The organism is Paenibacillus sp. cl123, assembly GCF_900101595.1.
Classification (GTDB): Bacteria; Bacillota; Bacilli; order Paenibacillales; family NBRC-103111; genus Paenibacillus_G.
The window spans coordinates 23404-44488 of the sequence record NZ_FMYY01000033.1; the positions used below are offsets into that span (position 1 = coordinate 23404).

14 protein-coding genes are annotated in these 21085 nt (G+C 59.1%); 3 read left to right on the forward strand and 11 right to left on the reverse strand.

Translation table 11 applies throughout. From position 1 onward, the window contains the following. Positions 1 to 392: 392 nt before the first annotated feature. From BLR08_RS28720 to BLR08_RS28740, 5 genes are all read right to left on the reverse strand, one after another. Positions 393 to 1121 (reverse strand): histidine phosphatase family protein, encoded by a 729-nt coding sequence (locus tag BLR08_RS28720; RefSeq protein WP_072337689.1) that lies wholly within the window; start codon positions 1119 to 1121, stop codon positions 393 to 395. Next, complete coding sequence (locus tag BLR08_RS28725) at positions 1093 to 2742, reverse strand: alkaline phosphatase family protein (RefSeq protein ID WP_072337687.1); 1650 nt, start codon at positions 2740 to 2742, stop codon at positions 1093 to 1095. The genes BLR08_RS28720 and BLR08_RS28725 overlap by 29 nt, the downstream gene beginning before the upstream one ends. A gap of 24 nt (positions 2743 to 2766) precedes the next feature. Then, positions 2767 to 4380 carry a type 2 periplasmic-binding domain-containing protein gene (locus tag BLR08_RS28730; protein ID WP_072337685.1) on the reverse strand — a complete coding sequence of 538 codons (1614 nt, stop codon included), beginning with the start codon at positions 4378 to 4380 and terminating at the stop codon, positions 2767 to 2769. A gap of 71 nt (positions 4381 to 4451) precedes the next feature. Further along, positions 4452 to 5342, reverse strand: coding sequence for a carbohydrate ABC transporter permease (locus BLR08_RS28735; RefSeq protein WP_072337682.1), 891 nt, complete (start codon positions 5340 to 5342; stop codon positions 4452 to 4454). A 27-nt stretch (positions 5343 to 5369) separates the two neighbouring features. Continuing rightward, positions 5370 to 6326 carry an ABC transporter permease gene (locus BLR08_RS28740; protein WP_083537529.1) on the reverse strand — a complete coding sequence of 319 codons (957 nt, stop codon included), beginning with the start codon at positions 6324 to 6326 and terminating at the stop codon, positions 5370 to 5372. 339 nt (positions 6327 to 6665) lie between these two features. Between BLR08_RS28740 and BLR08_RS28745 the strand changes: the two genes are divergently transcribed. Then, positions 6666 to 9017 carry a helix-turn-helix domain-containing protein gene (locus BLR08_RS28745; RefSeq protein ID WP_072337680.1) on the forward strand — a complete coding sequence of 784 codons (2352 nt, stop codon included), beginning with the start codon at positions 6666 to 6668 and terminating at the stop codon, positions 9015 to 9017. A gap of 133 nt (positions 9018 to 9150) precedes the next feature. Here BLR08_RS28745 and BLR08_RS28750 read toward each other — a convergent pair whose 3' ends face one another. The 6 genes from BLR08_RS28750 to BLR08_RS28775 all read right to left on the reverse strand — a co-directional run bounded on the left by BLR08_RS28750 (position 9151) and on the right by BLR08_RS28775 (position 18871). Continuing rightward, positions 9151 to 14004, reverse strand: coding sequence for an S-layer homology domain-containing protein (locus BLR08_RS28750; RefSeq protein WP_072337678.1), 4854 nt, complete (start codon positions 14002 to 14004; stop codon positions 9151 to 9153). A 299-nt stretch (positions 14005 to 14303) separates the two neighbouring features. Next, positions 14304 to 15650, reverse strand: coding sequence for an acetyl-CoA carboxylase biotin carboxylase subunit (gene accC / locus BLR08_RS28755; RefSeq protein ID WP_072337676.1), 1347 nt, complete (start codon positions 15648 to 15650; stop codon positions 14304 to 14306). A gap of 9 nt (positions 15651 to 15659) precedes the next feature. Beyond that, positions 15660 to 16175 carry an acetyl-CoA carboxylase biotin carboxyl carrier protein gene (gene accB / locus BLR08_RS28760; protein ID WP_072337674.1) on the reverse strand — a complete coding sequence of 172 codons (516 nt, stop codon included), beginning with the start codon at positions 16173 to 16175 and terminating at the stop codon, positions 15660 to 15662. Between the two features lie 53 nt (positions 16176 to 16228). Then, positions 16229 to 17239, reverse strand: coding sequence for a 5-oxoprolinase subunit C family protein (locus BLR08_RS28765; RefSeq protein ID WP_072337672.1), 1011 nt, complete (start codon positions 17237 to 17239; stop codon positions 16229 to 16231). Continuing rightward, a complete protein-coding gene (gene pxpB, locus BLR08_RS28770) occupies positions 17236 to 18039 on the reverse strand; it encodes a 5-oxoprolinase subunit PxpB (RefSeq protein ID WP_072337761.1) in 804 nt (267 codons plus the stop codon). The genes BLR08_RS28765 and pxpB overlap by 4 nt, the downstream gene beginning before the upstream one ends. A 58-nt stretch (positions 18040 to 18097) precedes the next feature. Next, positions 18098 to 18871 carry a LamB/YcsF family protein gene (locus BLR08_RS28775; RefSeq protein ID WP_256257809.1) on the reverse strand — a complete coding sequence of 258 codons (774 nt, stop codon included), beginning with the start codon at positions 18869 to 18871 and terminating at the stop codon, positions 18098 to 18100. Between the two features lie 209 nt (positions 18872 to 19080). Here BLR08_RS28775 and BLR08_RS28780 point away from each other — a divergent pair, with 209 nt between their 5' ends. Next, positions 19081 to 19947: a sugar phosphate isomerase/epimerase family protein gene (locus BLR08_RS28780; protein WP_072337670.1), complete on the forward strand. Its 867-nt coding sequence runs from the start codon at positions 19081 to 19083 to the stop codon at positions 19945 to 19947. A gap of 5 nt (positions 19948 to 19952) precedes the next feature. Further along, a complete protein-coding gene (locus BLR08_RS28785; protein ID WP_072337668.1) occupies positions 19953 to 21053 on the forward strand; it encodes a Gfo/Idh/MocA family protein in 1101 nt (366 codons plus the stop codon). The last annotated feature ends 32 nt before the right edge of the window (positions 21054 to 21085 follow it).

Sequence of the window (21085 nt, forward strand, 5' to 3'; positions counted from 1 at the left end):
AATTACACAATCAATTAAATTTGAGCATGAATCCCATCATCTGTCAATTCATTTATTGCCAAATCGATATGGATTATATATTGACTTCTCAAGACATAATTGAACTTGTAACCAATTCAACAAATTTCGAGGTGCGAAAGAACCGGGGATTTCATGGGAACTTCACATTCGCATCCAAAACCCCCGGTTCTTTTTCCACACTAGCCTTATAAATCTCCGTTTAGACAGCTTCGACATGCGCCATCGCTTGCCTGCGAACGACGGGCTGAACACCTAGCGAACCGATCGGAAGCACCCGCGCAAGTAGCCAATGCGATGAACGGACCGATTGATCAGCGGCATGCGCTGCCTCGCTATCTGCCCTGCCGCATCCGTTCCATCTACGGCGGCCGTCACTCCTCCGCCGCCAGCTGGTTGTCCAGTCTTTCCTTCCAGATGCCCCGCAGCTTAACCGGCATGCCGGCAGCATGAAGATGCGACGTATCTCCCAGCTCTATACAGCGCGGTACAGCCCACTGCTCACTCCGCTGGTCCATAAAGATCGTTGTGACCGACGTAGGAGCCAGCCAGAACGAGGACCAGACAAGCGGCACCGGCAGCCGAAGCAGATGCGCCAGCCAGGTCAGGCCCAGCCCCCCGTGGCAGAAGACGGCAACCTTGTCGCCATTCGGACGGACGCAGCGGTACCGTCCGCCGACCCGCTCGTAGCCATGCTCCCGGAGCAGCTCGTCCGAGCCGCGCCCGATCTCGGCGATTTTATCCGCCAGCCGCTCATCGGCGAAATAGGGCGGGGCGAGCCAGCCTTCCGCCCCCGGCGGCGGGTCCTGCTCCAGGATCAGCTCCCCCGGCGTATTAAAGGGCGCAAATGTGCCGTAGCCGTCCAGCGTCATATACATCCCGGTGATCTCGCTGGCCCAGTCCAGCACGCGATGCTCGGCGCCAAGCCGGTCTGCCGTCGCCTTCATCGTGGCCAGCGCCCGGCCGAGCGGCGAGCTGTAGATATAGTCGAGCCCGAGCGGCGCCAGCCGCTCGGCCAGCGCTCCCGCTTCCAGCAGGCCGTCGGCCGTCAGCGTATCGTTCGTATAATCCGGATCACCGTGCCGGATAATGTAGAGTCTCATTGTCCTTCCCCTTCACCCTCTCCTGCCCGCCAGACAGGTAATATTCGATGCGGCGGGTGATTCTCCCGTCCGCTTCCGCCTCGATCACGAGCCGGTTATGCCCGTCCGCCAGCGGGTATCTTACCGCAAACGCGCCGTCCGCGCCGGCTTCGCCGCTTCTACGGCGGTTGACGCGGATGACGGCATGCGGCGCCGTCACGCCCGTTATGACGGCAGCCGTGCCGCCGCCCTCCTTCAGCGGCTTAGCGGCAACGGCCGACAGCAGCAGCTCCGGCCCACGGAGGCTGGTCAGCAGCCCTTCGTCCAGCGGCGTGCCGACCGCATCCTGCGGTCCCTCGAAGCCGAGCAGCCTGGCGATCGTAGGAGCGATGTCGATAATCCGGACCCGGCGGTCGCACTCCGCGCCGCGAATGACGCCGGACCCCGACATCATCGTGAAGATACGCCGCACATTCGGGTCCAGCGAATCGTGATTCGCTCCGACGGTCCTCGGCAGCTCCGGCTTCTCCCAGGACATATGATACGGCGGCTTCGGCGAGATGAGCAGATCGGCGAAGCCGGGCATTGCGCCCTTGCGCAGCAGCTGTTCCTTGGTCAGATGCGTGCCATAGTAGCTTTTCGCCCGGATAGCCGAGACGATCTCATCCAAAGCTGCCTGATCCGCATCGACGCGGAAATTAATCTGCGCTTGCAGCGTGACGACGGTTATAACGATCTCCGTATCGTCCTGCGCCTGCTGGCCGTCCCGGCAAAGCACTTCGACCTTGTACCGCTCGCCACGGACCCGGCGACCCGCCTCGGCAACCGTCTCCGCCAGGTCGGCGAGGCGGCTCATCGCCTCCGGCGCAGCAGACGCGCCGCTCTCCCGGTCCGGAGCGCCGTAGTAGGCCATACCGTGATCGGTCGTCAGCACAATCGTCGTCCGGTCATAGACGCCGCGCCGCTTGAGCGCCTCGACGAGCCAGCCGAGCGCTTCGTCCATTCTCATAATCGTTTCGGCGATATTGTCGTACCACATCTGCCGCGTATCGGCCGTCCGCATCCCGTTGTAAACGGGCCGTCCATTGTGCGACACCGTATCGATATCGTCCGCATAAACGGAGAGCAGCTGAGGCATCTCCTCGAAGGTCACCAGACGGTCGCCCGTCATCACAGGCTCGCCGCCGATGAGCCGGATGATCGTCTGGACCCGGTCGGCGAAGTTGCTGTACGGCGGACATTGGATATACGGCTGCCGGATATCGCCCTCGCTCGTCCCGCGGTTTTCGAAATACCACGCGTTGACCGAAGCGACGGCAACGCCGTGGCGCACAGCTGCCTCAGCGATATTCTCCAGCGCATTATGACGGGCGAACTGGATAACCTGATTGCGGCTGACATCGTAGTACCGGTAGCAATTGCCCGTATCGGCAGGCCAAGCGCCGGAGGCTATGCATTGCTGCATAGCCCCCGTGATCGATGGAATGCCTGTCTCCGACCGGGTAAACCGTACGCCTTCCTTCAAGAGGGCGTTCAGATGCGGAGTTCCGCCGTACGAGCGGTTGACGAGCTCATACCACGCATCGGCAAAGCCGTCCCAGTTGATATACACGACGATCGGCTTCCTTCTCGTTCCCTTCACGACAGCTTCGCTCCCCTCGAACCGTTATTTGATCGTGGCGAACCATTCATTGGCTTCCTTCTCCAGTTGTTCGCCGCCCGATTTTTTCCACCTGGCCACAAACTCGTCGAAATAACTGATTGGCTTGTCGCCGGTGATAATGCTGATAAACGCTTCCTTCTCGATCTTCAGCAGCTCTTCCTTGTACTTGCTCTCGGAGGCGAGCGGCGTCAGCAGCGAATTGGAGATGCCGCCTACGTTGTATTGATTTTGATCAGCCCAGTCGAACCGGGGCTTCGCGCGCTTGATCGTAAATTCCTTGGGCTCGAACGGATTAAGCATCACGCCCATCTTCACTAGCATTTTGGCGTCCGCCCCGTTGATGAAGCCCGGGAAGCCGTTGTCCTTGTTGAACTCCCAATGCTTGCCCTGAATGCCGAAGATGCTGGTCAGGAAATCATCATACGACTTATTCATGGCTTCCAGGTTTTGCAGCGCCTTGGCCATCTTGTCCGGCTCCTTCTCCAGCTGCTTCCCGAAGCCGATGAAGTTGCCGTTGACCTCATTGGGCGCGCTTACGCCCAGCTTGCCCTCAGGTCCTTTCGGCGGCAAGCCGTGCACCAGCTTATCGGCCAGCTCCGGCTTGATCTTCTTCAGCTCCAGATAGTTCTCCGACTTGGAGTCGCCCGGATATAGCACCGGCTTCCATGTATAATATTCGCCGATGCTGGAGAAGCCGATGCGGCCGTTGAAGAAGGCGTGGGTGAATGCGTAATAACCGCCCTGATTTTCACCGGTAATAAATTCGGGGTCGAGCACCTTGTCCTTGTACCACTTGCTGAGCATCGTCAGCGCCTGCTTCACTTCCGGCTGCACCGACCCGTACACGAGCTTGCCGTCACGCTCCTGCCAAATTTCCGGCAAATAGCCGTACGCGCCGTAGACCGCCTGCATCCCAGTCTGCGACAAGCCATACGTATCCTTCTTCCCGTTTTTGTCCGGATCATCATTGGCGAATTTGTACATCGCCTCTTCGAATTCCTGGATCGTTTCCGGCGTCTTCGTAATCCCGACATTGTTCAGCCAAATGCCGTTCCAGACGATCGGCTTCCGGTTGCGGACAGCGTTCGGAATCGGGAGCCCGTACAGCTTGCTGCCTACCTTGCCGTACTTGAGTCCGTCCTTGACAGCCGTCTCATTAAGCTCCTTGTACAGATTGGGCGCGTTCTTCTTGACCATCTCTTCAGGAATTTCCGCCAGCAGATCCTGTTTCACATATTTCTGAAGTCCCGTAAAGCCCTTCACAAACATCTGATCCGGAATTTCGCCGGAAGCAAACTTCAGGTTCAAAATTTCATCCCACTTGTTCGATTCAATATTCCACACATCGTAATCGGTATTAAATTTGTCGCCGAAGTACTTGAGCATTTCCCCGTCCTTGTCGACAGGCACGACTGCGTTCAGAGCAACGGAAATTTTGTACCGCTTGGCAGGATCAGGTATGGACTTGTCTGCGGCGGGCGCTGAAGTCTGGCCGCCCTGAGGCGTGGCCGTCTCCGGATTAACAGGCGCGTTCTGGCTGCAGCCCGTCAGCGCCACCCCCGTGGTGAGCGCTCCGGCGAGAAGGAAGGAAATCGGTTTATTGGCTAGCTTGAACAATGCGAACAACCTCCTTTTTGTATATGCGGTGCTTCTCTATAAGCAACCGGGCCAGACAAGCTCCCGGATTACTAGCCTTTCAGCGAGCCAACCATAATTCCCTTGACGAAATGCTTCTGCACAAACGGATAGATCAGGATGATCGGAATCGTAGCGACCATGACCGTCGTCGCCTTGATCGTCTCCGGATTGGCTACCATGTCCTTGTCGTTCTCGAACGCGTTGAGGTCCATCATATCCTTTGTGCCTTCCAGTACAATCCGCCGCAGCACGACCTGCAGCACATGCTTATTGGAATCGCTGATATAAATCATGCTGTCGAACCAGGCGTTCCAATGATGCACCGCCGTCCATAAGCTGAGCGTGGCGATAATCGGCATCGACAGCGGGATGACCAGGCTGAACAGGATGCGGACTTCGTTGGCGCCGTCGATCTTTGCCGATTCCTCCAGACTCTCCGGCAGCGACATGAAGAAGTTGCGCGCGATGATCATCTGGAACGTGTGAACGAGGCCCGGAATAATAAGCGCCCAGATGGAATTCATCATGCCGAGCTTCTTCACCAGCAGATACATCGGGATCAGGCCTCCGCTGAAAAACATCGTAAATACGATGAACGCCGTCCAGAAATTGCGGTTGGGGAAATATTTTTTGGACAGCGGATAAGCCGTGAATATCGTAATCAGCACCGTGATCGCCGTGCCCAGCAGTGTCCTCAGCAGCGTATTGGCGAAGCCGGAGGCGATGAATTCGTTGGTCAGCACCTTCTCGTAGTTGCTCAGCGTCCACTTCGGCGGAATCAGATGAATCTGGCTGAACGAAATATCGCCCGGACTGAAGGATAACGACAGCAGAAATAAAAACGGATAGATTGTAGCGACGCACAGCAAGGTCAGAAACACGATATTGCCCGCATCGAAGCACTTGCTAAGCAGCGATGTTCGAATCCGGCCCGTCTTCATAGCTCGCCCTCCTTTGCATAATATGGGTTACCATAGGCCGTAATCGTTGATGCGCTTGGCTATCGCGTTCGTCAGGACGACCAGCGTGAAGGCGACGATATTTTTGAACAGCCCGACAGCCGTAGCGAAGCTGTATTCCATGCCGACAAGCCCCTTGCGGTACGTATACGTGCTCAGCACGTCCCCGACGCTGTATACGGCAGAGTTATACATGTTGAACACCTGATCGAAGTCGTCGTTCACCAGCCGGCCTACGGCGAAAATGAACATAATCGTAATGACCGGGGTCAAAGAAGGCAGCGTAATATAGATCGTATTCTGAAACCGGTTTGCCCCGTCGACCTTGGACGCTTCGTACAATTCGGGACTGATTGAAGTGAGCGCCGCCAGATAAACGATCGTCCCCCAGCCTACATCCTTCCAGATATCGGTGATGACCAGGACCGAACGGAACCAGGCCGGATCGGCCAGAAAATAAATCGGCTTCAGACCAAGCGATATCAGCACGACGTTAATCGGTCCGATCGAAGGCGATAGAAACTGGACGAACAGCCCTGCGATAATGACCCAAGAGAGGAAATGCGGCATGTAAGTGATCGTCTGGACCGCCCGTTTGAAAAAAACAAGCCGCACCTCGTTGAGCAGCAGCGCCAGCGCGATCGGCGCCGGAAAGCCGAAAATCAGCTTGTACGTGCTGATAATAATCGTGTTGCGGAATACTTCCCAGAAGCTGCCCAGCGTAAATAAGTCGCGGAAATGCATAAGTCCTACCCATTCGCTGCCCCAGATGCCCGCACTGAATTTGTAGTCCTTGAAGGCAATCAGCACTCCGTAGATCGGAACATAGTGAAAAATAACGTAATAGAGCACCGCCGGCGCAAACATCAGAGCCAAATATTTATGTTTCCGGTAAGAAAACAGCAGCCCCTTCTTCTTTTGCGCCGGTACGGCGTATCCCGCTTCATGGTTCGCCAACCGGCTCATTGTGTCTCGCCACCCCTTCGCATAGTTGTTGGATGCCGGCCCGCTCTCTGGCTTCTTGCCGGCGCCTCTTTACCGTAAGGGAAGCAGCCGCCGGGCGTAAATACGAAAGATTCATGATCGTGTAAGAATGTGCGGATGGGGGAAATTTCGCAGGTTTGGCAGGCGCCGGAATGGCTCTAACAAAATTTCACGATGATAGCAAATACCGATTTCTTCGTTCGCTGCGCGTTCCCGCCCTTGGCGGGATATGCTATACTTGTGTCAAATTCTTGTACGATCCGGTTGCATCGGCGCTGCGGGTATATAACGAGTATACAATACGGAGGGGACCCCGCTTATATGAGAATTATGGGAAGACTTGGTACCGTTTTCTTCAAGCTGGTCTTATCTTATGTCGTATTAATAGCGATCACGCTGGCCGTCGGCGTCATCTCTTATTTCTACTTCTCCTCCAGCTTCAATGAGCAGGTGGAGAAGGTCAATCAGCGTATCCTGAGTCATCTGAGCCAAACGATCGAAGACGATGTGATCGTCCTGGCGGAGAAAAGCTATTTGTCGATCATTACCGACGAGAAGCAGGGAAGCGTACTTCCGCTATTTTTCTTCGATCATCCCATCGCAGGCAACCACACGAAAATAAGCGAAATCCATCAGCAGCTGAAGGCCATGGTTGCGTCAAATTCCGCCATCATCGATTCGATCGGCATTTATTACAAAAACAATCAGATCGTCATCGCGTCGGACTCCGGCATTTCCTATCTGGATCAGCCCGTAACGATCAATCTCGACTGGCTGGAACGCGCTCGCAAGACCGCCCTGCTGCCGTGGGCCGAGACGAGAACTGTGCAGCCGAGCATCTACTCCGACTCCAGCGCTTCCGACATCCTTACCTTCGTCCGCCCTTATCCGTACACCTCCGACGAAAGCCGGATTAAAGGCTATATTGCCATTCATTTGAAAGAAGAGGCCATCAGCAAGCTGCTTCGCTCCAATAACCCCGGCGACAAGAGCGAGATGCTTCTGCTGGCTGCGGACGGCCGGACGATCTCGCGAAGCGTCCCCGAGAAGCTGTACGAAAGCGAAGCGGATAAGCCGCATATCCGTGCCATTCTGCAAGCGGGCGATGCGCCGGACGGCTTCATCGAAGCGGTGGAGGACGTCAAAACGATGGTATCGTATATCAAAATTCCGTCTGCCCGGTGGAGTCTGGTCAGCCTGACGCCGGTGGACGAATTTTATAAAAACACGGTTCCCGTCCGCAACACGCTGATCGTGATCTGTGTGATCGCGATTGCGGCCGGCTTGTTTATCTCCAATATGTTCACGCGCAATATGTACCGGCCGCTCAAGCAGATTACCCATACGGCCAGGCAGCTGTTCGGTGCAGGTCCGCTGCCGCATGAGAACGAATACAAGGTCATCGGCCACGCCATCGACAGCCTGTCCGTGAAGGTGACCGAGCTTGAGCAGACGCTGCACGCAAACCTGCCTCTGATCAAGCATAATCTCGTGCTCGGCTTGCTGCACCGCAAGATCCGTACGGAGGAGGAGCTGGGGGCCAGGCTGGATATGCTCGGTATGCAGTGGACCCAGGAGGCGTATTATGCCGTGACGTTCAAGCTGGAGGCCGCCGATATGGAGCATTTCCCGCTGGACAAAAGTCAATTCGTCAAGTACAACATCATCGAGCATATCGAGCGGCTCGGCGACGCGGAGCGGATGCTGCTGGCGATCGAGTTGTCCGAGCAGGAAATCTACGCCATCGTCGGCTGCAAGGCCCACGATATGAACGCCGTCATCGCACTGGCCGAGGAAGTGGCGGATTACGCCTCCTCCAGCTTCGCGATCAAAACTGTCGCAGCGATCGGCTCGATGGTCGATTCTCCGCTTGACCTGCACCTGTCCGTCAAGGAAGCCGTAGCGCTGCTGAAATATGTGTTTTTCCTGCCCGGGCAGCGGATTTATTACGGGATCAAGCTGCTGCACCGGGAGTTCAGCGAGGAGGAGATGCCGGAGGAGGTGCTTGAGCGGTTCGCCGCCAGTCTGCGCTCCGGCAAACGGGAGCAGATCCAGGACATTGTCGCCGAATTCGTGCGGCTAACCCAGACCGGCGGCTATTCCGCCGATCATTGCCATCAGAGATGGCGCGAGCTGACCGGCGTCTACCGCACCTTTCTGAAGGATATTCACATCCCGCCGGATACGATTCTGTGCGGCGAACTGCTCGAGCAGTTCAAGAACATCCGCGACATTGCCGGCTTCGAGCAGTGGCTGCTGCAGGCTATAGATACGGCGCTTGAGATGGTGGAGCTGCGCAGCGGCAATCGGACCAACGACATTATCGAGCGCGTCAAGAAATACATCCAGGCTCATATCCGTTCCCCGCTGTCTCTGGATCTGCTCGCACATCACGTATCGCTGAGCCCGCGGTACTTGAGCAGGGTGTTCAAGGACGAGGTCGGCATGAACTTCACGGATTTCGTGACGAACCAGCGGATCGATAAAGCCAGCGAGCTGATTCTGACGACCGATCTGACCGTGGAGCAGATCGCCGATCAGGTCGGCTTCAACAGCTCCGCTTATTTCATCAAAAAGTTCAAGGAATCGTACGGCGTCACTCCCAAAACGTATAAGCATAATTATATGTTGAGCGTGGAGGGAAAATCGGACGGCAAGCTGGAGGCGAATTAGCCCGCAATTCCGGCTCCGGCCCCGCGCTTGCTCCTCATGGCTGCACTCCGCCGCCGTCGAAGGCTTCATATACGAAAGAGCCCCGTGGTTTCGCCTGTATAAGCGAAGCCCGGGGCCTTCTTCATCCATCTGTCTAACCGTTAATAAATTGTACCGCCTGCAGCAGCCGCTTCAGCATGACGGCCGCCTGAGCCCGGCTGGCGGGCTCTGCGGGGGCGAACCGCCCATCCGCCACGCCCCGGACAATACCGGCCTGTGATACTTGTGCCACAGCCTCCCTCGCCCAGCTGCTGATCGCAGCCTGATCAGAATAAGCTCCCAGAGCGGCTTCCGCTTCCACTTTTGTTTCCGTTTCCGCCTCCCCCGTAGCAGCCGCACGATTCGCCTTACCGGCTGCACTCATCGCGCGCACAAGCATGACGGCCATCTCCTCGCGGGTAATGGCAGCGTTCGGATGGAAGCTGCCCTCAGCGTCGCCTTGGACGAGGCCCGCTGCGACTGCAGCTCCGACGGAGCCTGCGAACCAATCGGCGGAGGCGACATCGTCGAATGCCAGCGACTGAGCCGATTCGCCCAGTCCGAGACCTCGGGCGAGCAACGACGCGAACTCGGCGCGCGTGATGCTGCTGTCCGGGACAAATTCCGTGGCGGAGGCGCCGTTCACGAGCAGCTTGGACGCAAGCAGCTCCACATCCGCTTCCGCCCAGTGGCCGGCGATGTCGGCGAACGTTTTGCGAGCCGTGACCGCCATATAGACGCTGTTGCCTTGGCGCTTGGCCGTTATGACCGTCTGTCCGTCTCTCGAGACGAAAACGGCTGGAACGAAGGCATAGCCGCCCGCTGCCGGATCGAACCAGATGACGGAAGTGCGGGAAGGGTCAAGATAACCGGCAACCGTCAGCATGCGGTCCGCATAAGCTCCGAAGCTGTCCACCTTCACGGACCTGCCGTCCGCCGCCTCGACGGCTACGCTGAATTCAAGCGGATCGCTCAGCGGAGAAGCGCCTGCCGCTTGAACCTGCTTGAGATACGGCTGCGCTTCGGAGCCGCCAAGCTTCCGGATATTTACGCGAATGGTCAAATCCGCTTCTTCCGCTGCGAGCCGCTTGGCGATGTCCTTCACGTCGACGTGCTGCATCGGCAGTCGATACGCCGCTACATCGGTCTGTACTTGCAGCGTCATCTCGGAGCCCGCTTCGGCCCATGCCGCTGCCGGGAACCGTACCGATGCACCGGCTCCGCTATCCGGCACCTTCACATCAAGCAGCTTCAAGCCCGCGGCATGAAGCTGCTGCAGCTCCTGTCTCAGCTTCGCTTCATCCAGTTGAACGTCAGCCTGCTTCTCTGTGCCTGGCCGGACGCCTTCAGCCGCGTTCCCGGGCACCGGCGCTCCCGGGCCTGAAGGGCCTCCACCGGAGCCGCCGGATGAGCCGTCCGAGCCGGAGCCGCCCGAGCCGGAGCCGCCCGAGCCCGCCCCGGTGCCTGTCGATGCGGATGTTTCCGCTATGCGCTGCAGCCAGTAGACGCCCCACGGGAGTTCACCCCTTGCCGTCGAAACTGTCGTTACTCGTCTGGTCGCCGTTGTGCCGCCGAAGCTGAACGTCAACGTGTACTCTCCGGCCGGCATATCGAAATAATAGTGCAGCTGCCCTTCCACCACATTGCCGAATTGATCTGTCGCATCGGTGAGCGCATATCGGCCGACTGCCGTCTCACCCGGCGCTCCGCCGTACGCGGCTTCATACAGCACCGTCCCGTTCGCGGTCGACAGCTTGACCGAAGCAGCGGTCTTGGCCGACTGGCCGAGCGCGATTTCCCCGAAAATATGGTAGTTTGCGGCCGGCTGCCTCTCCGCTGCACGGAAGGCTGCATACGCTTCATTCAGCTGATTCAGCCCTTCGTCAAGCTGAGCCTGCGTCGCGCCGATATGCTCGCTCAGAATGACGGCCCGGGTCAAGGCAGGCTTAAACGCCGCCTTGGCGTTCGGCTTGTATTGGCCGGCTTCCGGTCCTTCCACCGCGCTTTCATACGCCTTCTTGGCAGCGGCGAGCAGCTGCAGCAGCTGCTCCCGCGGCACCTGATAAGTAACGAAGAGGACCTGGCGGGTTTCCCGGCCGCCCGACTCCGCCTCCGCGATGATCCGGTTTATACCTGGCGAGAGCGGGTGCGTCACGGCAAAGCCGCCTTGCCCGTCTGCAGCACCTACCGTCTTCTTGTTGAGCTTGATCGCAGCAAACGGAGCCGTGCTCCCTTCGATCAGCACGCTTCCCGCAGCCGCATCCGTATCGTCCGACGCAGGAGAAGTCAGCGTCAGTCCCGGTCCGCGGTACGCCTCCTCCAGCACCTCTTCCGGTACCGATCCCGTTGCGCCCGCCGGACCTTCGATGCCTAGCAGCCTGCCGATCGCCTGTGCCATGTCGATATTGTAGACCGGCTTGTCATAGGTCATTTTCTTGATATATGCCCCGGACAATAAAGTAAAGATGCGCTGCGCCCCGTCATCCAGCGAATCGTGCTGGCCGTTGATATAGCGCTGCCTTGTCACGTTCGGATCGCCCGTTTTGAAGTGATACGGCGGCTTCGGCGAAAGCACCAGGTCCGCAAAATGCGCGGGCGTCCCTCTTTTCACAATATCTTCCTGATACAAATGATGACCATAATACACTTTCGCCCGGAAGCGCTCGACGATCTCATCCTGAACCGCCCGCTCCACCGGAATGCGGAACTTGATCTGCGCCTGCAGGCCGACAGTCGTGATGACGATCTCCGTCTCCGCCTTGGCCGACGTGCCTGCGGCAAATACGGTCTCCACCTTATAGGGCTCGCCGCGGAACTTCACGCCTACATCCGCGATCATCCGCTCGAGGTCGGCCAGACTGGTATACGTGCCGGGCAAATAAGGCTCCTCGAAGCGGTTGTTATCGGCTCCGAACTGTACCATGCCATGGTCGGTTGTGAGGACCACCGTCGTTTTATCATAAATGCCGCGGTCCTTGAGCGCCTGAACGATGCGGCCCAGCTGCTCATCGACGCGGATCACCGTGCGGGCGACATTGTCATAGTAATCGTCTACGTTAAGTGCAACCGGAGTGCCGTAAGCGCCTCCCGCTTCCGTATGCGTGTTATGCCCGACTGCATCGATATCGTCCGCATAGAACGCGAGGAAATGCGGCACCTCCTCCAGCTGCAGTGTTTTACCGCCGGATTGGAACGGCTCGCCGAGGATCACCTTGACCATCTGGTCGGCCCGCTCCTTCACGCTGTTTATCCCGCTGGCGGTGATGTAAGGACGGGTCGCATCGCCTGCGGACGCTCCCCTGTTCTCGAAGTAGAAGGCATTGACCGCAGCCATGGGAATCTTGTGCCTAACTACCGCCTCCGCGATATTTTCCAGCGCGTTGTCGCGCCCATACTGCACCACGACGTTAGCAGCGCTGTCATAGTGCCGGTAATCGTTGCCCGTATCGACTGGCCACGCGCCGGCTACGACAGCCTGCTGCATCGCATCGGTTATCGAAGGCAGGCCAGTGCGGGCATTGGTGAAGTGAACGCCATTTGCGATCAGCGCATTGAGCACAGGCGTGCCCCCGTACGCCGGCTTGTTGGCCAGCTCGTACCACTTGTAGGCGAAGCCGTCCAGATTGACGTAGAGCACATAATTATCGAGCGGCTCCTCCAAAGACGCGTTCAGCACGCTTTTGCCTTCCGCTTGAAGCGGGGCCCGGATGGCCAGCAGCTCGGCGATCGTCGGCGCGAGATCGGTGACGCTCGTCTGCGTCTTGACGCTTCCTTTGGCCGCGACCCGCGGGCCGGATACGACTCCGAACATATAGGTCGAGGCAGGCAAATACGAGTCGGGCCGATGCACCTTCTCCCCGGCCGGACAGAACGTGAAGCCTTCCTTGGGAATAACCAGAAAGTCGGCGAACTGCGGATGAACGCCAAGCGCATCCAACTGCTGTCTTGTCAGCACGTCCTGCACATAGTCCTGCTGCCGGATCAGCTGAATCAGCGCGTCCACCCGGTCCTGCGTCATGGATGCTTTATTATAGATGAACAACTGAAGATAAGAGGCCTCATAATTTTTAATCGTGGCCACATCGGGATTGCCGGCGACCGCTCCGGTGCTGACCTCCAGCTTCGTGTAACCGGCCGCACCGATGGCGTTCAGCAAAGCGGTCGTTTTCTTCCCTTTCGTTTGCACCGTTCCGCTGTAGGAGCTCAGCACATAGGTCGTATTAGCGGGATCTCCCTCCTCCCGGATTTTCCGCATCAGCCCGCCGAGCTGGCCGTCCAGCTCTTCCAGCTTGGTCAGCAGCCGCTCCTCGAATTCATCCTGCTCGCTGGTTACTTCCCGGTCCTGCATATACAAATCATTGGCATACAGATTGATATAATCGGACTGGCCGTAATGCTCGATGTCGTATGTCGCCTTTGTCACAGAGTCGGCAAACGGCACCAGTGCGGCAGACGTAGTGGCATAGTAGCGATATCCCGGAGCCGACTCCTCCTTCAAGGCGGTTTCGTTCACAGCCGTTGCCGACCGGATGCCCTGCATCGCCTGGGTCAGCGTCTGGGCCTGATTGAAGGTCGCGCTGAAATTTTGCACCGTCGCGCCGTCCAGGTACTTGTACGTATTGCCCGTCGTCTTCGGGAACGCTCCGGTCATCGTCGCGAACCGGGCCGCTACGGCCGACGGAATCGTCGTCTTATGCTTCGTCAGCCGCATCCCGTCCGCAACCAGCTGGTCCAGATGAGGTGTTTGCTTCCCCCTCTGCTTGGCCAGCTCGTAAAGCTCATCGTAGAACCCGTCCCACGTCATATGCACCACCTTGCTGTACGTTGCGGTCGTCACCGTTGAGTCTTCCCCGGCGGCCAAGGCCCTCTGCGTCAGCCCTCCCGTCCCGAAGCCGGCGCCGTCCAGACCGGTTACCGCCAGCAGCACAACCATCATCATGCTGATTAGCCGAATGAATGATGCTTTCATATCCGTGTCCCCCTCTCCCCTCCATCAAATAGCTGCTCAGCCGCAATCGCCGTCAGCTAGCTTCAGGGTACATGCCGGCGCCGCGTCTGTATGTAGCAAGCTTTCAGCTTGATATCATTTTTCGCAGCGCTCGCGGAAGAAGGTATAGCAAAATTTCAATATGATATAACTTTGCGGCCGGATACGTCTGTTGGCAGGCAGGAAGCGTCGAGGACTGAGGAGGTGCAGGAGCGCAAGCACAAACAAGGGAACGCGGCTCGAAGGCCTTCGTTCCCTTGTCTATGGTGCCGCCGCAGCTGTTAAAGCTGAAGACGGTGCGTTTCCAGAAAGCGGGTGTTGAATTCTCCCGAAACAAATACTTCATGCTCCAGCAGCCGGAGATGGAACGGAATCGTCGTATGGACGCCGCGGATCTCAAACTCCGTTAAAGCCCGCTTCATCCGCCGGATCGCCTCATCGCGCGTCGGCCCCCACACGATCACCTTCGCCACCATGGAATCATAGAAGGGCGAGATCCGGCTCCCCGGGTAGACGGCGCTGTCAACCCGGACGCCGAAGCCGCCCGGGGGCAGGTACGCTTCCACAAGACCGGGCGACGGCATGAAGTCCTTGGCCGGATTCTCGGCATTGATGCGGCATTCGATCGCCCAGCCGGAGATGCGCACATCCTCCTGCCGGAAGGACAGGGGATGGCCCGCAGCTACGGATAGCTGCTCCCGGACCAGATCGATGCCGGTCACCATCTCCGTCACCGGATGCTCGACCTGAATGCGCGTGTTCATCTCCATGAAATAGAAGCTGCCGTCCTCATTCAGCAGAAATTCGACCGTGCCCGCCCCGCAGTAATCGACGGCCCGGGCCGCGGCGACAGCCGCCTCGCCCATCCGTTCGCGCAAGTCCGCGGTGAGCGCGGGCGACGGCGCCTCCTCCACCAGCTTCTGGTGGCGGCGCTGGATGGAGCAGTCCCGCTCTCCGAGGTAGACGACATGGCCATGGGCATCGGCCATAATCTGGATCTCCACATGACGGGGCCGTTCCAGATACTTCTCCAGATAAACCCCGGCATTGCCGAAGGACGTTTCGGCCTCGCGCTGCGCTTGCCCGACGGCCTGAACGAGCTCCGCTTCATCGCGCACGACGCGCATCCCTTTGCCTCCTCCCCCTGCGGTCGCCTTGATGATCACCGGATAACCGATGCTGCGGGCCGCATGGGCGGCTTCCTCCGCCGTTCCGACGAGCCCTTCAGTCCCGGGCACCGTCGGTACGCCCGCCCGCTTCATCGTCTCCTTCGCAATCGACTTGTCTCCCATGCGGGTGATAGCTTCAGCTGAAGGACCGATGAAGGTGACGTCGCAGGCGGAGCAGATTTCCGCGAAGCTGGCGTTCTCCGCCAGGAAGCCGTAGCCCGGATGGATCGCATCGGCTCCGGTCCGGCTGGCGATCGTCATCAGGCTGACGATATTCAGATAGCTTTGCTTGGCGGGAGCAGGGCCGATGCAGTAGGCTTCGTCCGCCATCCGCACATGAAGCGAATCGCGGTCAGGCTCTGAATAGACGGCCACTGTCGCCAAGCCCAGCTCCCGGCATGCCCGGATGATGCGAACGGCGATCTCTCCTCTGTTGGCGACCAGCACCTTTTTCAACATATGCTTCACCTACTCCGTCCTAAGCGTAAATAACGGCTGGCCAAACTCAACCATCTGGCCGTTTTTGACCAGCACCTCGGCGATCTCTCCGCCGACCTCGGCTTCGATCTGGTTGAACAGCTTCATCGCCTCCACGATGCAAACCGTGCTGCCCGGCTTCACACGATCGCCGATCTGTACGTACGGCTTCGTATTCGGATCGGGCGAAGCATAGAAAGTGCCGACGAGCGGCGCCGTGATCGTATGCAGCTTCGGGTCGGGCTGCGGCGGATGAGCCGGCAGTCCTGGGGCCGGAGCTGACAACGGCGCTTCGGCGGCGGCAGCAACCTGTGCGGCAGCCGGGACGGCCGCAGACGCAACTCCGGATGCGGCAGCCGGTTGTTGAATAACGGGACTCTGCTGCTGACCAGCCGTCTCAGCCTTGGCGATCCGGACCTTGACTTGATCCGACTCCAGCTCAAGCAGCCCAAGCGAGGAACGGTCCATAAGCTTCATTAATTCCTTCAATTCCTGAATGGTTATCATGGTGAACAATCTCCTTTGGCGGTGTCCTTCTGCAGTCTCCTGCACGTTATGCGTTACGGCGAACTTAACCGAATCCCCAAGCGGAGCTCTCTGAGCTTCAGCTCCTGCCGTATATGCAGCCGCTCGGCTTGCGCCAGCGTGATCTCGCGAAAATACAGCCGCCGGCCCGGTCTCAGCTGGGCCAGCAGTGGAATATCTGCGCTGGCGATATGGGCGATGCGCGGATAGCCGCCGGCCGTCTGCCGGTCCGCCAGCAGAATAATGGGCTGTCCCTCGGGCGGCAGCTGAACGGTTCCGGGCGATACGGCCTCGGAGAGCATTTCCTGATGAACGGCCTGCTTCAGCCGTTCCCCGTTCAGCCGGTAGCCCATCCGGTCCGACTGCGTGCTGATCTCGAACGGTTGCGTAAACAGCCGCTCCCGGCTCTCTGCGGTCAAGCTGTCAAAGTCCGTGCCGGGCAGCGCCCTGACGGTGACGGCTCCCTGACCGCCCGGGATCGGACAGAGCGGGCCCGCGAACCAGGGAGCGGCCGCCAGCAGCCTGCCCTCTCCAGGACAATCGGCCAGCCGATGCATCAACCGCCTGGAAAACTGCCCCGGCTCCCGGCATTTCAACACGTCTCCTGCCGCCAGCATCCGGCCTTCGAAGCCGCCAAAGCCGCCCCTGAGATACGTGCTGCGGCTGCCGAGCAGCCTCGGCACGTCGAAGCCGCCCGCCGCCGCCAAATAAGCCCGGCAGCCCGTGCGGCAGGCGCCGAAGCGGATGACGCTGCCTTTCCGGACGAGAACGGGCCTGTAGGACGGCATCGCCTGTCCGTCCACGGTCGGGGAGAAATCTCCCCCGCACCAGGCCAGCAGCAGATCCTCCTGCGCTTGCAGCACCGGTCCCGTCAGCGTGATCTCCAGCGCCGCCTCCCCGTCTTCGTTGCCGACCAGCAGATTGGCCAGACGCAGAGACAGCGAATCCATCGCTCCGCCGACCACAACCCCGTATTGCTGGTAGCCTGTCCGGCCCAAGTCTTGAACCGTGGTCAGCATGCCCGAACGTATAACCTCGATGCTCATCCCTGTCCCTCCCCGTTAAGCGACTGATACTCCTTAAGGGATATGGGGCGAAAGCGAATCCGATCTCCCGCCTGCAGATAGCTCGGAGGATCGTCCTCCGGGCGAAACAACTTGAGCGGCGTGTGCCCGATAATTTGCCAGCCTCCCGGCGTATCCACGGAATAGATGCCGGTTTGGACCCCGGCGATCCCGACGGAGCCCGCCCGTACCGACGGACGCGGCGTCTGGCGCCGCGGAGCGGCAATTCGCTCTGACATGCCGCCCAGGTACGGAAAGCCGGGGGCGAAACCGATCATGTACACGGTGTAGACAGCGCTGCTGTGCAGCTCGATGACCTCCTCCGCGCGGAGCCCGTTGTGCCGGGCCACCCATTCCAGATCGGGCCCCGACTCCCCTCCGTAATAAACCGGTATGTCCACGGTCCGGGCCGCTTCGTCCTCCATGGGGACAAGCTGCCGCAAAAGCTGCTTCAGCCGTCCGCACACCGCTTCGAATATCGTGGCCGCACCGTCGTGCTCCCGCTGCGCCTCATCCTGCTCCTTGCCAGGCGTCTGCTCCCGCATCCGCCCCTCGCGAAACCTGCTCCAGGACCAGACAGCAATCGGATCGTAATGAACGGTGAGGCTTGCGAAGGCAGGCACGCATTCGATCATGCCGGGAAAGCGGTGCCGGTTCAGGTGGGCCGCCGCCTCCCTCACCCTGCGGTGCGTGATGGGATCGATATGACGGCCGAAGCGGATCATGACCGCCGCATCTCCAAGCGGCAGCCATTCCGGCTCGGCCGGGGCCGCTTGCCGCACGTCCTCTTTGGCCCGCCCTGCTGGTCCAGGCCGGCTTTCTCTCCCGGGCAGGCCGGACTCAAAATCTGGCAATGCGAACACCCGCCTTCTCCAGACCCGACCGTATACGGCGGATGATCGCCAAGGCGCCTTGCGTGTCCCCGTGTACGCACAGACTTTCCCCCTGAATATCGATCCACGTCCCGTCCAGCGTTCGGGTCCTGCCCTCCACGATCATCCGGATCGCGTTCTCCGCCGCCGCCTCCGGATCATGTATAACCGCGCCGGGCAAGCTCCGCGAAGCCAGCGTCCCGTCCGCCTGATAAGCGCGGTCCGCATACAGCTCCCGGACCACCGGCAGGCCGTAGTCCCCGGCCGCCCGCAGCAGCTCGCTGCCGGGTCTCGCCAGCACTGCCGTACCCGGCAGCACCAGCGCCACCGACTCGGCGATCGCCTCCGCGATCATCGCGTCGGTATCGGCCATATTGCTCATGCTGCCGTGCGGCTTGACGTGTGCGACGGCCACGCCGTGCTTGCGGCAGAATGCCTCCAGCGCGCCGATCTGATAGATGCAGCAGTTCAGCAGCTCGGCGCGGGACATGCTCATCTCCCGCCGCCCGAAGCCCGCCAGATCGGGATAGCCCATATGGACGCCGATGCCGACGCCGTGCTCCGCCGCCAGCTTGACCGTGCGGTCCATCACGCCGGGATCGCCGGCGTGAAAGCCGCAGGCGATATTGGCGGAGGTGATCCACGGCATAACCTCTTCGTCCATGCCCAGCTTGTAAATGCCGAAGCTTTCTCCCATATCGCAATTCAAATCAACTGTTCTCATGGTCCATCTATCCCCCATCCCAACCTCCCCCGGTTGGCTTTAACTAGGATTATAGCGGCGTCCCATCCGTGTGCCCACACAGAAAATTGCAGACCTTGGTGGACGATTTTGTCCGGGCAATACCGTCCACCATATTGGTCAAACCTATGAGTGTCCCCTTCGGGAAGCGCGCCTTATAATCATCTCGTACTTCAATCATACCACAAGAGCGAAAGGAAGCCGGTGCCATGAGTTTAGAGCTTGGGCTGCAGCTGTATACCGTCAGACATGAGTTAATGAAGGACCCCGTCGGCGCTTTGGAAAAAGTCGCGGAGATCGGATATAGAAACCTGGAGCTGGCGATCCACTACTCCGATGCGGAAGGAGTCGGCGGCTACAGCGTCTATGGACTTCGGGCCCCGGAATTGAAAAAACATTTCGACCGTCTCGGGCTAAAAGCGCTGAACGCCCAGATGTTCCCGATCGAAAGCGTGAACTGGGATTACCTGATTCCGTTCGCCCAGGAAATCGGCATGCCTGCGGCCTCCATCTCCATGCACATGTTCAAGAACAAGCAGGCTGTGCTCGACTTCAGCGCCCAGCTTAACCGTTGCGGCGAAACGTGCAGGAAGCACGGGCTTGATTTTTATTACCATAACCATTTTCAGGAGTTTCAGAAATTCGACGGGGTCTATGCCATGGATCTTATTCTGCAGCATACCGATCCCGCGCTGGTCAAAATTGAATTCGATACTTACTGGGCGCTGCGTGGCGGTGTCGATCCGAGCGAGTACCTGCGCGTGCTCGGCAGCCGCTGCGATCTGGTCCACCAGAAGGATATGCCTGCCTCCGCGCTGCCGGTCAACTGGTTCGACGTATTCGGCGAGGACGGAGATATTACGCTCGACAAGAAGCTGGGCACCTCCTCTCCGGAGCAGTTTACGGAAATCGGCAGCGGGGTGATGGACATCCGCGCCATCGTGCGGACCATCCGTCAGATGGGGATTGTGAAGACGGTATTTGTCGAGCAGGATTTTGCCAGCATCAATCAGTTCGAATGTGCGGCGATTAATTTCAGAGAAATGAGCAAGCTGCTCGCTGAAGGAGAGGAGTAAGAAATATGACGGACAAGATCAGAATCGGAATCATCGGGTTGGGAGGCATCGGCACGTCCAAGCATTTGCCGAGCTTGGCCAAGCTGCCCCAAGTAGAGGTTGCAGCTTTCTGCGATCTGGTAGAGGAAAAGGCGGCCAAGGCGGCCAAGGAATACGGAACGGCGGATGCCAAAGTTTACACCGATTACCGCAGGCTGCTGGAGGATTCTTCCCTCGACGTCGTACACGTATGTACGCCGAACAGCTCGCACGCGGAGATTACGGTGGCAGCGCTGGAAGCGGGCAAGCATGTCATGTGCGAGAAGCCGATGGCCATCTCGTCGGCTGACGCTGAACGGATGCTGGATGCTTCCAGGAGAACGGGCAAGAAGTTGACTATCGGTTACCAAAACCGTTTTCGCCCGGACAGTCTGTACCTGAAACAGCTATGCGAGATCGGCGAGCTTGGCGACATCTATTTCGGAAGAGCGCTGGCTTTGCGCCGCCGGGCGGTTCCGACCTGGGGCGTCTTCCTGGACAAAGAGCTGCAGGGCGGCGGCCCGCTGATCGATATCGGCACGCATGCGCTCGACTTGACGCTCTGGATGATGGACAACTACAAGCCGGTCAGCGTGACAGGCTCCGTCTTCCACAAGCTCGGCAGCACCCGCAACGCAGCCAACCTGTGGGGGTCCTGGGACCCGGACCAATTCCACGTGGAGGACTCCGCGTTCGGCTTCATCAAGATGGAGAACGGCGCGACCATTTCCCTGGAGGCCAGCTGGGCGCTCAATACGCTGGAAGCCCGCGAAGCGAAAACGACGCTCTGCGGCACGAAGGGCGGAGCCGATATGAACGACGGCCTGCGCCTCAACGGCGAACGCTTCAGCCGCTTGTACGAGCACAAGGTCAGCTTCGACACGGCGCCGGTCGTCTTCTACAGCGCCCAGAAGGACGAGACGCCGGCCGACATGGAGGCGCGCCTGTGGATCGAAGCCGTCATCAACGATACGGAGCCGGTCGTCAAGCCTGAGCAGGCGCTGGTCGTAAGCCGGATTCTGGAGGCGATATACGAGTCGGCCGCCACCGGCAAGACCATTTATTTGGGCGAGTCTGCCTCGCAATAAGTCAAGCACGCCAACAGCCATGCAAACGATCG